The sequence below is a fragment of the Psychromicrobium silvestre genome (genome assembly GCF_013408295.1).
In the GTDB taxonomy this organism is placed as follows: domain Bacteria; phylum Actinomycetota; class Actinomycetes; order Actinomycetales; family Micrococcaceae; genus Renibacterium; species Renibacterium silvestre.
In genome coordinates, this window is the sequence record NZ_JACBYQ010000001.1 from 1,131,605 (window position 1) to 1,144,887 (window position 13,283).

12 protein-coding genes are annotated in these 13,283 nt (G+C 60.8%); 9 read left to right on the forward strand and 3 right to left on the reverse strand.

Going from position 1 to position 13,283, the window contains the following annotated elements:
* Positions 1-216 precede the first annotated feature (216 nt).
* Positions 217-1,698 carry a GMP reductase gene (gene guaB1, locus FHU41_RS05325; RefSeq protein ID WP_179388558.1) on the reverse strand — a complete coding sequence of 494 codons (1,482 nt, stop codon included), beginning with the start codon at positions 1,696-1,698 and terminating at the stop codon, positions 217-219.
* A gap of 284 nt (positions 1,699-1,982) precedes the next feature.
* Between guaB1 and FHU41_RS05330 the strand changes: the two genes are divergently transcribed.
* From FHU41_RS05330 to FHU41_RS15480, 6 genes are all read left to right on the forward strand, one after another.
* The gene (locus FHU41_RS05330; RefSeq protein ID WP_179388559.1) at positions 1,983-5,783 is read left to right on the forward strand and encodes a multifunctional oxoglutarate decarboxylase/oxoglutarate dehydrogenase thiamine pyrophosphate-binding subunit/dihydrolipoyllysine-residue succinyltransferase subunit; all 3,801 of its coding nucleotides are present in this window, start codon (positions 1,983-1,985) and stop codon (positions 5,781-5,783) included.
* A 110-nt stretch (positions 5,784-5,893) separates the two neighbouring features.
* Complete coding sequence (locus FHU41_RS05335; RefSeq protein ID WP_179388560.1) at positions 5,894-6,493, forward strand: GDSL-type esterase/lipase family protein; 600 nt, start codon at positions 5,894-5,896, stop codon at positions 6,491-6,493.
* A 225-nt stretch (positions 6,494-6,718) separates the two neighbouring features.
* Entirely contained in the window at positions 6,719-7,528 is an 810-nt protein-coding gene (locus FHU41_RS05340) for a DUF4097 family beta strand repeat-containing protein (RefSeq protein ID WP_179388561.1), read from the forward strand.
* A gap of 10 nt (positions 7,529-7,538) precedes the next feature.
* Positions 7,539-8,348 (forward strand): DUF4097 family beta strand repeat-containing protein, encoded by an 810-nt coding sequence (locus FHU41_RS05345; protein ID WP_179388562.1) that lies wholly within the window; start codon positions 7,539-7,541, stop codon positions 8,346-8,348.
* Entirely contained in the window at positions 8,348-8,968 is a 621-nt protein-coding gene (locus tag FHU41_RS05350; protein ID WP_179388563.1) for a PadR family transcriptional regulator, read from the forward strand. Before FHU41_RS05345 ends, FHU41_RS05350 begins: the two co-directional genes overlap by 1 nt.
* Positions 8,969-9,063: 95 nt before the next feature.
* A complete protein-coding gene (locus FHU41_RS15480) occupies positions 9,064-9,138 on the forward strand; it encodes a 50S ribosomal protein bL37 (protein ID WP_369299106.1) in 75 nt (24 codons plus the stop codon).
* A gap of 67 nt (positions 9,139-9,205) precedes the next feature.
* Here FHU41_RS15480 and rsrA read toward each other — a convergent pair whose 3' ends face one another.
* Positions 9,206-9,466, reverse strand: coding sequence for a mycothiol system anti-sigma-R factor (gene rsrA, locus FHU41_RS05355; RefSeq protein WP_179388564.1), 261 nt, complete (start codon positions 9,464-9,466; stop codon positions 9,206-9,208).
* The gene (locus FHU41_RS05360) at positions 9,463-10,242 is read right to left on the reverse strand and encodes a sigma-70 family RNA polymerase sigma factor (protein WP_179388565.1); all 780 of its coding nucleotides are present in this window, start codon (positions 10,240-10,242) and stop codon (positions 9,463-9,465) included. The genes rsrA and FHU41_RS05360 overlap by 4 nt, the downstream gene beginning before the upstream one ends.
* A gap of 141 nt (positions 10,243-10,383) precedes the next feature.
* On the opposite strand from FHU41_RS05360, the gene FHU41_RS05365 reads away from it, so the two are divergent.
* From FHU41_RS05365 to rsgA, 3 genes are read left to right on the forward strand one after another with little or no spacing between them, the layout of a single operon-like run.
* The gene (locus FHU41_RS05365) at positions 10,384-10,920 is read left to right on the forward strand and encodes a DoxX family protein (protein ID WP_179388566.1); all 537 of its coding nucleotides are present in this window, start codon (positions 10,384-10,386) and stop codon (positions 10,918-10,920) included.
* Complete coding sequence (aroA, locus tag FHU41_RS05370) at positions 10,917-12,224, forward strand: 3-phosphoshikimate 1-carboxyvinyltransferase (RefSeq protein ID WP_179388567.1); 1,308 nt, start codon at positions 10,917-10,919, stop codon at positions 12,222-12,224. The genes FHU41_RS05365 and aroA overlap by 4 nt, the downstream gene beginning before the upstream one ends.
* Positions 12,224-13,276, forward strand: coding sequence for a ribosome small subunit-dependent GTPase A (gene rsgA / locus FHU41_RS05375; RefSeq protein ID WP_179388568.1), 1,053 nt, complete (start codon positions 12,224-12,226; stop codon positions 13,274-13,276). Before aroA ends, rsgA begins: the two co-directional genes overlap by 1 nt.
* The last annotated feature ends 7 nt before the right edge of the window (positions 13,277-13,283 follow it).

Here is a 13,283-nt window from a genome sequence, read left to right on the forward strand (position 1 = left end):
AGGTTCACCGTCCCAGTGACGGTGAGAGGCGCGCAATGCGCTGCGGCTGATGGGGGTTGGTCTTCCGAGGAAGATTCAAGAACGGTGGCAGGCTGAGCCTCGGGACTGGAAGGGCCGGCAAGTGCCGAATCCGCGCTGCGGACTGGCTGCCGGCCAGGAGAGTGGTAGTCCATAACTCCTTAACTTTAGCTGATTACCCGTGGCTGCCTATAAAACTCACCAGCTCTGCTGCAGCGGCCTCCCCTCTTCATACCCAGCGGCGGACTGCACTCCGACCAGAGCCTGCTCGCGGAATTCCGCCAGATTGGCGGCCCCAGCGTAAGTCATCGAGCTACGCAGGCCCGAGGTGATCAGATCGATGAGGTCCTCCACTCCTGGACGAGCGGGGTCCAGATACATTTTGGAGGAAGATATCCCCTCCTCGAAGAGGGCCTTGCGCGCTCGGTCGAAAGCCCCCTCCCGCTGGGTGCGGTTCTGCACGGCCCGTGCGCTCGCCATTCCGAAACTTTCCTTGTATTTCCGACCTGCGGAGTCCACCATGAGATCTCCTGGGCTCTCATAAGTGCCTGCGAACCAAGAGCCGATCATCACCTGACTGGCACCGGCCGCGAGCGCCAAGGCGACATCGCGCGGATAGCGCACACCGCCGTCGGCCCAGATCGTTTTGCCCAGCTCTCTAGCCGCGGCAGCACATTCCTGTACCGCGGAGAACTGCGGGCGGCCGACCGCGGTCATCATCCGGGTGGTGCACATGGCGCCGGGCCCCACCCCGACCTTGACGATATCTGCCCCGGCCTCCACCAGGTCTCGGACGCCCTCGGCGCTGACCACGTTCCCGGCCACAATGGGCACCAGCGGATCGAGCGAACGCACCGCCGCGAGCGCCTCGAACATCTTGCGTTGGTGACCGTGCGCGGTATCCACCACCAGGCAGTCCACCCCGCCTTCGAGCAGTTCAGCCGCTTTAGCACGCACATCGCCGTTAATTCCCACCGCGGCTGCCACCCTTAGCCGGCCAGCCCCGTCCACCGCTGGTCGATAGATGGTGGAGCGCAGTGCGCCAGTTCTGGTCATCGCGCCAACGACCTTGCCGTCTCGGAGCACCGGGGAGAATCCCCCACTTGTGGTGTTCAAGACCTCAAAGGCGGCTCGTAGCGCCGCATCCCGATCGGCCTGCTGCTTTTCTTGGTCGAATTGGTCGAATAAAGCGGCATCAATAGCGGGTACCTGTTTCATCACCGCAGCCAGCGAGGTGAAGCGATCCACCCCCTCGCAGTCGGCCGCGCTCACCACGCCAAGACAGTCGCCGTCCTCACTCACTACAAGCAGGGCCCCGTGGGCTCTTTTGTCCATCAGGTGCAGCGCATCGATTACGGTAGCCCCGAGTCCAAGCGTTAGCGGGGTCTCGAAGAGGACATCACGGGATTTCACCCAGTCCGTCACCTCACGGAGAACCGGCAGTGGAATGTCTTGTGGAAGCACGGCCAAGCCGCCGCGGCGAGCCATCGTCTCCACCATCCGCTTCCCGGTTACCGCCGTCATATTGGCTACCACCAGGGGGATCGTGGTCCCGGTGCCGTCATCGCTGGAGAGGTCCACATCCAGCCTCGAAATCACCTCGGAACGGGAAGGGACCAGGAAAACATCGGAATAGGTCAGGTCTGTACCGTGCTGGGTTTCACCGTTGATGAATCGCATGATTTCAGTCTAGTTCCGCCAAATCCCCTCCAGCTCTACCCAGTTGTCCCACCGAATGATGCCAGAGTGGCAGGTGTGACCGATTTGGGTGAACTCCTGCCACAGCAGTAACACCGAATGGGACAGCTGGGTTCGGGTTTTCTTCGGGTTTGGTGGGGGCGGGGTGTGGCTTAGGACACAGATCTTGGAAACATGCCGCTGAGATTGGCCTGCGCGGCCCCGGCATTACTAGACTGGCATGCGGACGGCAATGTCTTGAGACTCATGGAAGAGGCGTATTTCAGGTGCCAGATGAATCCCTCCACCGTTTAACCGAAGAATTTGGTGGCAACGAGTGGCTCGTCGATGAACTGTATGAAAAGTACCGACAGGATAAGAACTCGGTGGACCCAAAGTGGTGGCCACTGTTCGGATCCCTTGATGCCGATGCTTCAAACGGCAAACATACAGCGAACGACGGCGCCACCACCCGCCCGGTAACCCAGCCTTTGCCGGTGGTACCGCAGGCGGCAACGCCCCCGGCAACGCCGACCGCAGCCGCACCGGCAAAGCCTGCCGCCGCACCGGCTACCCCGGCACCGACTGCTGCCCCGGTTGCTGCCGCCACGCCGTCGGCCGCTACTCCGCCGGCAGCCAAGGCTCCCGCGCCGAAAGCCGCGACCGCCCCGATCCCTGCCCAGTTGCCACCAACAGCGAAGAACAACTCGGCTCCGGAAGAGGACGCGGTCAGCGTACTGCGCGGACCGGCCAAGGCCATCGCGGCCAATATGGTCAGCAGCCTCGAGGTGCCAACCGCAACCAGTGTTCGCGCCATCCCGGCCAAGCTGCTGATCGACAACCGCCTGGTGATCAACTCCAATCTGGCTAGGGCTCGTGGCGGCAAGGTCTCCTTCACCCACCTGATCGGCTACGCCGTAATCCGGGCACTCAAGCAATTCCCCTCGATGAACGTGCACTACGACGAGCAGGGCGGCAAGCCTGTTGCCGTGCAGCCCGCACACATTAACTTCGGCATCGCTATCGACATGCCCAAGCCCGACGGCACCCGCTCGCTGGTGGTCCCGAACATCAAAAAGGCTGAGACGCTCAGCTTCGCCGAGTTCTGGCACACCTATGAAGACCTGATCAAGCGCGCCCGCGCTGGCAAGCTGACTGCCGACGATTACGCCGGTACCACGGTCTCGCTGACTAACCCCGGCGGCATCGGAACCGTACACTCGGTGCCCAGGCTCTCCAAGGGGCAGGCCAGCATTATTGGCGTCGGTGCCCTGGAGTACCCCGCCGAGTTCCAAGGCGCTAGCGAGCGGATCATCGCCAAGAACGCGATCAGCAAGGTCATCACCTTGACCTCAACCTACGATCACCGAGTGATCCAGGGCGCTGGCAGCGGCGAATTCCTCAAGCTGGTACACCAGCTCCTGCTCGGTGCTGACAACTTCTACGACGAGATCTTCGAAGCTCTCCGGATCCCCTATGAGCCGGTGCGTTGGAGCCCGGATGTTCAGGTGGATCCCTTCGACCAGATCAATAAGGTCGCCCGGATTCAGCAGCTCATCCACGCCTACCGGGTGCGCGGGCACCTGATGGCGGATATCGATCCGCTGGAATACGTGCAGCGCAAGCACCCCGATTTGGATGTGCTCAATCATGGCCTGACCCTCTGGGACTTGGATCGTGAGTGGCCCACCGGCGGCTTCGGTGGCAAGCAGAGCCTGAAGTTCCGCGATATCCTCGGCGTGCTACGGGATGCCTATTGCCGCACCACGGGCGTCGAGTACATGCACTTGCAGGATCCCGAGCAGCGCAAGTGGTTCCAGGACGAGTTGGAACACCCTTACTCCAAGCCCAGCCGCGAAGAGCAATTGCGCATTGTAGCCAAGCTGAACTCGGCCGAGGCTTTTGAGACCTTCCTGCAGACCAAGTACGTCGGCCAGAAGCGCTTCTCCTTGGAGGGCGGCGAGTCTCTGATTCCGCTGCTCGATTCGGTACTCTCCGATGCTGCCGACGAGGGCCTGAACGAGGTTGCCATTGGAATGGCACACCGCGGCCGACTCAATGTGCTGACCAATATTGCAGGTAAGACCTATGCCCAGGTCTTCCGCGAGTTCGAAGGCAACGACGATCCGCGTAGCGTCCAAGGTTCCGGCGATGTGAAGTACCACCTCGGTACCGAAGGCACCTTCACCTCTGTAAATGGCAACCAGACCAATGTTTACTTAGCCGCCAACCCCTCCCACCTGGAAGCGGCCGACCCGGTGCTGGAAGGCATCGTACGGGCCAAGCAGGACGTGCTGGACACCAATGGCGTCAGCTTTGACGTTTTGCCCTTGCTGATCCACGGTGACGCAGCCTTTGCCGGTCAGGGCGTGGTGGCTGAGACGCTCAATCTGTCCCAACTGCGTGGCTACCGCACCGGCGGCACCATCCATATCGTGGTGAACAATCAGGTCGGCTTCACCACCTCGCCGTCGTCCTCTCGCTCCTCGGTCTACTCGACCGATGTGGCGAAGATGATCCAGGCTCCGATCTTCCACGTCAACGGGGACGACCCCGAGGCCGTGGTTCGGGTGGCGCAACTGGCCTTCAAGTACCGGCAGAAGTTTGCTGGCGATATCGTGATCGACCTGGTTTGCTACCGTCGCCGCGGCCACAACGAGGGTGACGATCCCTCGATGACCCAGCCGCTGATGTATAACCTGATCGAGGCCAAGCGCTCGGTTCGGAGGCTCTACACCGAGGCCCTGATCGGCCGTGGCGATATCACCGGTGACGAGGCAGAGCAATTGCTCCGTGACTACCAGGAACGTCTGGAGCGCGCCTTCGCTGAAACCCATGCCGCGCAGACCTCGCCCATTCCGATCGTGACGGCTGATAAAAAGGCCGTTTCCGATCTGGAGCGTCCGGTCGCACAACGTGGGATGGAGGAGGAAGATGTCTCCGTCCCGACGGTAAGCAGCGAGATGATCGCGCATATCGGCGCCTCGCAGACCACTGCCCCCGAAGGGTTCACCCTGCATCCGAAGATCGAGCCGCTCCTGCGCAAGCGCGAGGCGATGTCCCGCGAGGGCAATATCGATTGGGGCTTCGGCGAGTTGCTCGCCCTGGGCTCGCTCGCGATGGAAGGCGTGCCGATCCGGTTCACCGGTCAGGACACCCAGCGCGGTACCTTCGCTCAGCGGCACTCCGTGTTGCATGATCGGAAGAACGGCTCGGAGTGGGCTCCCTACCAGGAACTTTCGGAGACTCAGGCCCGCTTCATGGTCTACAACTCCTCGCTGAGTGAGTACGCGGCGCTCGGCTTCGAGTACGGCTACTCGGTGGAACGCACCGATGCCATGGTGCTCTGGGAGGCCCAGTACGGCGACTTCGCCAATGGTGCACAGTCCATGATTGATGTTTTCATCTCTTCGGCTGAACAAAAGTGGGGGCAACGTTCCTCGCTGGCGATGTTGTTGCCGCACGGCTACGAAGGCCAGGGTCCGGAGCATACCTCGGCTCATATCGAGCGTTACCTGCAAATGTGTGCTGAGGACAATATGATCTTGGCCCAGCCCACCACCCCGGCCTCGCACTTCCACTTGCTGCGTCGCCAGGCTTATAGCCGTCCGCGGAAGCCGCTGATCGTCTTCACTCCGAAGCAGTTGCTCCGCTTGAAGGCCGCGGCTTCTTCGCTGGAGGACTTCACCACAGGAAGTTTCCGTCCGGTGATTGGTGATGAGGGCGCTACCGGCACTGTGGACCGAGTGGTTCTGGTCTCGGGTCGGCTCTACTACGATCTGCTGGCCGCTCGCACCAAGGCTGGCGATACCAACACGGCGCTGGTTCGGGTGGAGCAGCTCTATCCCTTCCCGGTGGAAGAGATTGCGGCAGAATTGGCCAAGTACCCGAACGCCGAAGTTGTCTGGGCTCAGGACGAGCCCGCCAACCAGGGCCCGTGGCCGATTATGGGTCTGATCCTGCCGCCCGCCCTGGGACGTACCCTGCGCCCGGTCTCGCGACCGGCTTCGGCCTCGACCGCAACTGGTTCATCTAAGCGGCACGCGGTGGAGCAGGAAGCTTTGATTTCCAAGGTCTTCGCCCGCTAAGAAGGCCATCGATGCCCAGCCTGCTTTCGGGAGGCTGGGCATCGATGCATTCAGACGAGTACTGTGTCGAACACCGAGATTTTTTGAATTGAGCACTGAGAGGCTAGACAGTGGAGCAGAGGAAAATTCGACTGACTGCTGTCGGCGACGAATTATTAGCCGGTGTCGGCGATCCCAGAGCATTGGGCTGGCTAGGCCGAGTACTGGCGCGCACGCCGCAGGAGGAACTCAGTTTGGAGGCCTTCAGCCTGGCTTGCCCGCAGGAGGGGACCGAAGCTCTTGCCGGGCGGTGGTTGGCTGAATCCGGGCGGCGTTTCGATGATTTCCACGAAAATCGCCTGGTCATTGGGCTCTCCGGTAGAGATTTAGAACTTGAGCTTTCGACGGCGCGCAGTCGGCTTAATCTGGCCAATATCCTTGACGGGGCGGCTCAGTTGAGCGTGCCGGTCTTCGTGGTGGGTCCCCCACCCGGTCTGGATGCCGGTGCGAATCAGAAGCTCAGCGAGCTGAACACGGCCTTCGCCGATGTGACTACCCGCCGTCGTCATGTCTATGTCGATACGTTTTCGCCGCTGCTGAACCACGAACAGTGGCGCACCGATTTGGCTGCAAATGGTGGCAAGCCCGGACAGGCAGGCTATGGCTTAATGGCGTGGCTGGTACTGCACCGCGGCTGGTATCAATGGATGGGCATGCCCGAGGTTATCTAGCCCGGAACTTACCCCCCCCCCGATCTCCCGCTTGACTTATTCAGGGCCCACCGAGTTCCCAAACTCGGTGGGCTCTGCTGTTTCTTCCCAGCGACTCCTGCGACTCGGTGGGCCCTGCTGGCCGGCGACCTCAGACGCAAACAAAACGCGATATATCTTGACTTACCCGGAAACGCGATATAACGTGTTCTCAACAACACGATATATCTTGACTTAGGAGTCATTGTGACCGAAGAACAAGCACCCAGCTACTGGACCATTGATTCACCCCAGATTATTGACATCGACGATGTCCGAGCCCTGCGGGTGTCCATTGTCGGTGGCCGCCTCGACGTGATCACTCACGAAGAGCCCACCACCCGAATCGAGGTTGCCGATATCACCGGCACCCCTCTGAATGTCTCCTTCCACGGCGGCACTCTCACCGTGGAACATCACGATCAGAACCCGATGAGCTGGCTTAAGCGGATTGGCTCCTTTGGCCATCAGCACATCGTGCTAAGCATCGCGGTACCCGCCGGAACCCCCGTTCGTGCCTCAACAGTCAGCGGTGAGGGCCTGATCAGCGGAACCAGCGGCAATAGCGAGCTGAAGACCGTCTCCGGCTCGGTAATGGCAGACGGCACCTCCGGGTTGCTGACCACCGATACGGTCAGCGGCGAGATCATTGTCCGTGATCATCGGGGACCGTTTGTGGCCAAGAGTGTGGGCGGTGAGATCACTGCCTCCGGAGAACTTTTGAATGTGCGCGCCAAGACCATCAGCGGTGATCTTAGCTTCGATTTCCAGGGCAGCCCCAACGATCTGGCGATGAGCAGTGTGTCCGGTGATGTGACCGTTCGGCTGCCAGCCGAGGTGGGCGTTGCCCTCAACGTGAAAAGCGTTTCCGGCCGAATCATCGTTGATGATCAAAAATACTCCGGCACCAACCAGCGGGTGGAGACCATCACGGGAGCGGAAGACCGCCAGCTCCGACTCAACGGAAACTCCGTCTCCGGCAATATCTCCATCATCCACCAAGTCCCGGCTCGCTAAAGGAACCCCGATGAATGACCAGCATTGGAGTGTGGCAGCTCCCCAAACCCTCGAAGTTGATGGGGTACTCAGTCTCAAACTCGGTGCCATCGGTGGACGTTTCGACGTCGTGGCTCATGACGAACCGGTTACTCGAGTGACTATCAGCGAACTCGAGGGTGATTCCCTGGAGATTCACTTCAGCGAAGGCCTTCTGGAGCTCCGGCACGGCAATCACGACGTCAGCCGCTGGCTTGGCTCCAAAAATCCGGTCGAACTGCCGAACCGGCTTGTGGTGACAATCTCTGCACCGGCGACCACCGCCGTCGACGTTGGCACCATTAGCGGAGACGGCTTAGTCTCCGGAATCGACTCACAGATCAAGGTATCCTCGGTTTCCGGCTCGCTCATGAGTGACTCGACCAGGGGCTCACTAAGTGTCAAAACAATCTCGGGAGAAGCAATCGTCCGCAGCCACAGCGGGGAACTATCGCTCAACTCCGCCTCGGGCGAGGCCACGGCCTCTGGCGATCTTGAGAGCATCAAGGCCAATTCCGCCACCGGCGATCTGAGCTTCGACTGCTGGAGCGCGGTAAAGAAGATCTCCACCAACACGGTCTCCGGATCCATCCTGATTCGCTTGCCTGAGGAGTTAGCGGTAGATCTCTCGGCCTCCTCCGTTGCTGGCCAGATCGATGTCAACGACGAGACCGTTAGAGTCCTGGGGAACACCAAGCGCAGCTTCGGTAATCGGGATAACGGGGTGGTCCACGTCAATTGCACTTCGGTTTCGGGTTCCGTTACGGTAGTCAACCGGATGATTATCGAGGAGAAAAACTAATGCCCCCCGTCTTCGCCCACGGCGCGCTCCGGCTCTACCTACTGGCGCTGCTCGAAGAAGGGCCGAAACACGGTTACGAAGTGATCCGTGCCCTCAGCGACCGTTTCGGCGGCACCTACTCCCCTAGCGCCGGAACCGTCTACCCTCGGCTAGCCAAGCTGGAAGAGGAGGGCATGGTGGCCACCGCGAGCGATGGCCGACGAACCGTGTACACCATCACCGAGGACGGCCGTGCCGAGGTTGAGAATCGCCGTGAAGAGCTCAACGAGGTAGAACAGGACATCTCTGCCTCGGTCCGCAGGCTCGCCGACGAACTGCGTCAGGACATCCGGAGCAATATGAAAGGTTTGCGGGCAGATCTGGCAGCCACCGCCGCGGCCGCGCGCACTGCCGCCAGGAAAATGCCTGATGCCGGACGGTACTCGGCCAGCAATCAGCGTCTGCTCAAAGAAGCCGAGATGCTAGTCCAGTCCTTTCGGGATGAAATGCGAGTGGAGTTGCGTCAGTACGCGCGGCAGGATGTGCTCAGCGAGATGACCCTGGAAACGGTTCGCACCGTGCTTGATCAGGCGATGATTGCGATCCGAAGCACGCTACGTGAGCCCGGCCAGGGGAATTGAGCCGCGATCCACTGGAAGTCGGTTCCACCCGGTTAGGCCAGGGGCCTAAGGTATGACAGACTTAACCGGAATCTTTTTGAAGAATGGAGGCTGCTATGTCCAAGCGTGCACGCAAGCGTCGTGACCGGAAGCGTGGCGGCGCGAACCACGGTAAGCGTCCCAACACCTGAGACGAAAGACCCCCTCGGCCAATGGCTGAGGGGGTCTTTTCAGTTCTGAGCTGTTCAGCAAAACCGCTTAGGCGTCGGCTGCCTTCATCGCGTGAATCCGTTCCAAGATCGAGGTCTTGAGGTTCTCCGGAGCCAACTCCGTGCAGGAACGCTTCACGGCAGAACGGATTACGCACTCCAGGTCATACTCACCGGCGCAATCCGGGCAGCTATCCAGGTGCTGCTTGATCTCGTCAAGATCCTGGGTCGAAAGGGCCTGATCTAAGTATTCATAGATCTTTTGGACCCGAGTATCGTCGCAATCGCCCAAGCTCTGGCAGTCGCTCATTTGAAATTCCTCGTATCTTCCTTAGTGTCTTCCTCGGCCGGCAATTCACTGCTGGCGGCGCTAAATCCCCGGTCCGCGGCATATTCGGCCAACAGATCCCGCAGCATCTTCCGCCCACGGTGTAAGCGAGACATCACCGTCCCGATGGGGGTGTTCATAATGTCTGAAATTTCCTTGTAGGCATAGCCTTCGACGTCGGCAAAGTAGACCGCGAGCCGGAACTCCTCGGGAATCGACTGCAGAGCACTCTTCACATCGGAATCGGGTAGATGATCCAAGGCTTCCGACTCGGCACTGCGCAATCCGGATGAGGTATGCGACTCGGCCCGAGCCAATTGCCAATCCTCGATCTGATCCGATCCGGACTGCAAGGGCTCGCGTTGCCGTTTGCGGTACAGATTGATGTAGGTATTGGTCAGAATCCGGTATAGCCAAGCCTTCAGGTTGGTCCCCGGCCGGTACTGGTGGAAGGCAGAAAACGCCTTCGTGTAGGCCTCTTGAACCAGGTCCTCAGCATCGGAGGGATTTCGGGCCATCCGCATCGCGGCAGAGTACAACTGATCGACGTACTGCATAGCGTCCCGCTCGAAGCGAACTCTCCGCTGCTCGATCGTCTCTGTCTGCGGGTCAACCGGCTCTTCCGCAAGAGCAGAATTCTCGGCGGCCACCTTGGTGCTGTCTGCGTTACTCATTGTCTTCAAGTCTAGTCTCAGTCGCAGATCAGCTTGGGCGGGCTTCGCTATCTCCTGCCCAGCTTCAAGTAACAGCGCAGCCATAAGGTCCTTACCGTCTCGTTCTGTCTTTGCTAACACCATCGAAACCGCGCGAAAAGGGAAATTATTCCGCAAAAGTGCCAGACTAGGAGCAACCGGTTTAGAACCAGGCAGTCCGGTAGCAGCCCATTTGAGGAGTCAACCATGTCATTCATCCGCACCATCGCTCGCCCTCTGCTGGCATCAACCTTTATCGTTGCCGGTGTTGAGCGGATCCGGAATGCGGATGAAACGGCGCAGAGCCTTGGACCGGTACTACGACCGCTGGCAAACGCATTACCCAATGCGGATGAAAAGCTGCTCGCCAGAGCTGTCGGTGGTGTTCAGGTGGGTGCCGGTGTACTCCTGGCTATCGGCAAGCTCCCGCGCTTCGCCGGCCTGTTACTCACCGTAACCTCCACCCTCAACACGGTGGCCGAATTCAGCGCGGCGGATACCACAAGTGGCGAAGGACGCCGCTGGCAGCGGGCGCAGTTACTGAAAAATGTCTCGCTGCTGGGTGGAGTGCTACTCGCCTCCGTGGATACCGCGGGAAAGCCCGGCCTGGCCTGGCGTGCCGAACACCTCACCGACTCGGCCCTCAAGGCGGGCAAGAAGGCTAGCAAGAAACAACTTAAAGCCGCCGGGAAGACCGTCAAGCGGACCGCCCATGAAATCGCAGGTGCGGTGCACGCTCAGTGAGCTGGCTCGCCCCCACCGCTTCCGGACCTATTGATGCGACCATCACGGTTCCCGGCTCTAAATCGTTGACCAATCGCTACTTGATCTTGGCCGCACTGGCCGAATCGCCCAGTCTTTTGCGGGCTCCGCTACATTCCAGGGATTCGGCTCTGATGGTCGCCGCGCTCCGTGAGCTGGGTGCCGTAATAGAAGAACTACCGGGCGACGGCGATTATGGGCCTGATTTGCGCGTCACCCCCATCCCGAAAGACTACGAACTACCAGCGGAGGCCCGGATCGATTGCGGCCTGGCTGGTACCGTGATGCGCTTTGTCCCCCCGCTGGCCGCGCTAGTGCGGGGCACGGTGCGGTTCGACGGCGACCCTCAAGCCCGGATCCGACCTATGGGCCCGGTGCTGAAATCCCTGCGAGTGCTGGGTGTGCAGATCCAAGAAGAAGGCGAGTCCGGTGCGCTGCCTTTCACGGTAAGCGCCGAGGGTTCGGTTGAGGGAGGCTATCTCGCCATCGATGCCTCCGGATCCTCCCAGTTCGTTTCCGCGCTGCTGCTGGCTGCCCCGCGCTTCACCAACGGTTTGCACCTTGAACACATTGGCAAACCGGTGCCGAGCCTGGAACATATCGCGATGACGGTCAAGCTGCTGCGCGAAGCTGGTGTGCAGGTTGATGACTCGGTGCCGAACCATTGGATTGTCTCGCCGGGCCCCATCCCCGGTTTCGACGTCCAGATTGAACAGGACCTCTCCAATGCCGGACCGTTCCTCGCCGCAGCCCTGGTGACCCGGGGCACCGTGCGGGTGCCGCACTGGCCGGCTCAGACCACTCAGGTCGGCGATTCCTGGCGAAAAATTCTGACTGATTTCGGCGCGAAAGTGCACCTCGAAGGCGACACTCTCGTGGTCACCGGCGGCGAGCAGATCCTTGGTGTTGAGCTAGCCGACACCTCAGAGCTGGCGCCCACGGTGGCCGCGCTCTGTGCCCTGGCTGAGACTCCCAGCCGCTTGAGCGGGATCGCTCACCTACGTGGCCATGAAACGGACCGGCTGGCTGCCCTGGTGGCCGAGATCAAATCCCTGGGTGGGGATGCCGAGGAAACCGCCGATGGCTTACTCATCCGGCCCAGGCAGCTCCATCAAGGACTGTTCCGCAGCTACGCCGACCATCGGATGGCTACGGCGGGCGCGATTATTGGCCTCGCAGTCACCGGTGTTCAAGTGGATGACATTGGCAGCACCTCGAAGACCATGCCCGAATTCCCCCAGCTCTGGCAACGAATGCTGGAACAAAGCTCAGGACCAGCCAGCTAATGGGCCGCGAATGGGACGAGTCCGATGTGCGGATCAGGCCGAACAAAAAAGGCAGTCGACCACGCACCAAGGACCGTCCCGCCCATCAGGATGCGGTGATCGGCCGGATTATCACGGTGGATCGTGGGCGCTATACCGCGGTAGTGGATGAAGCAACCGCTCAGGAGCGGGTCCTGATTGCTGCCCGGGCCCGGGAACTGCGCCGCTCCCCCGTGGTGGTCGGCGATTTCGTCGCCCTAGTCGGAGATACCTCCGGCGAACCCGATACCTTAGCCCGGCTAGTCCGGATCGAAGAGCGCCGTACCCTGCTGCGCCGTTCTGCGGATGATTCCGATCCGGTGGAGCGGGTTTTGGTGGCCAATGCGGACCAACTGGTGATCGTGGTGGCTTCGGCCAATCCCGAACCCCGAACCGGCTTCATTGACCGGGCACTGGTTGCCGCTTATGACGCCGGGCTGGAGCCCCTGCTGCTGATCACCAAAACCGATGTGAAGGAACCCACCGAGCTGCTCGCTCATTATGCGCAGCTCGACTTGGCGGTGCTACTGAGCAAGACCACCGGCACACAGAGTTCAGCTGGCTCGGCAGATCTGCTCGGTGACGCCGTCGAGCAACTTCGTGATCGGCTAGACGGTAAGGTTTCCGTGCTAGTGGGGCACTCCGGCGTCGGAAAATCCACCATGGTCAACGCGCTGACCGGCTCCCAACGCGCCACCGGAGGAGTCAATGCGGTGACTGGTCGAGGTCGACACACCTCCTCCTCGGCGCTCGCGCTCCGCTTAGAAGATGCCCAGCCGGGAAGCTGGATCATCGACACCCCGGGCATTCGTTCCTTCGGCTTGGCCCATGTTGACCCGAATCGAATCCTCCGCGCCTTCGACGACCTAGAGCCCGGCATCGAGGACTGCCCTCGCGGCTGTAAGCATGACGATGAGGCTCCCGAATGTGGCTTGGACAGTTGGGTGGAAAGCGGTCAAGCGGGCGACGGCGGTGCGGAGCGATTGGCCTCCTATCGTCGCCTTTTGAACGCGATTCGAGCCTCCGCCTGGTGAGCCAAGC

Coding starts and splice junctions, on each gene's coding strand:
- rsgA (WP_179388568.1), top strand. CDS start 12,224: ATGGGCCGCGAATGGGACGAGTCCGATGTGCGGATCAGGCCGAACAAA.
- FHU41_RS05365 (WP_179388566.1), top strand. CDS start 10,384: ATGTCATTCATCCGCACCATCGCTCGCCCTCTGCTGGCATCAACCTTT.
- FHU41_RS05350 (WP_179388563.1), top strand. CDS start 8,348: ATGCCCCCCGTCTTCGCCCACGGCGCGCTCCGGCTCTACCTACTGGCG.
- guaB1 (WP_179388558.1), bottom strand. CDS start 1,698: ATGCGATTCATCAACGGTGAAACCCAGCACGGTACAGACCTGACCTAT.
- FHU41_RS05345 (WP_179388562.1), top strand. CDS start 7,539: ATGAATGACCAGCATTGGAGTGTGGCAGCTCCCCAAACCCTCGAAGTT.
- rsrA (WP_179388564.1), bottom strand. CDS start 9,466: ATGAGCGACTGCCAGAGCTTGGGCGATTGCGACGATACTCGGGTCCAA.
- FHU41_RS05360 (WP_179388565.1), bottom strand. CDS start 10,242: ATGGCTGCGCTGTTACTTGAAGCTGGGCAGGAGATAGCGAAGCCCGCC.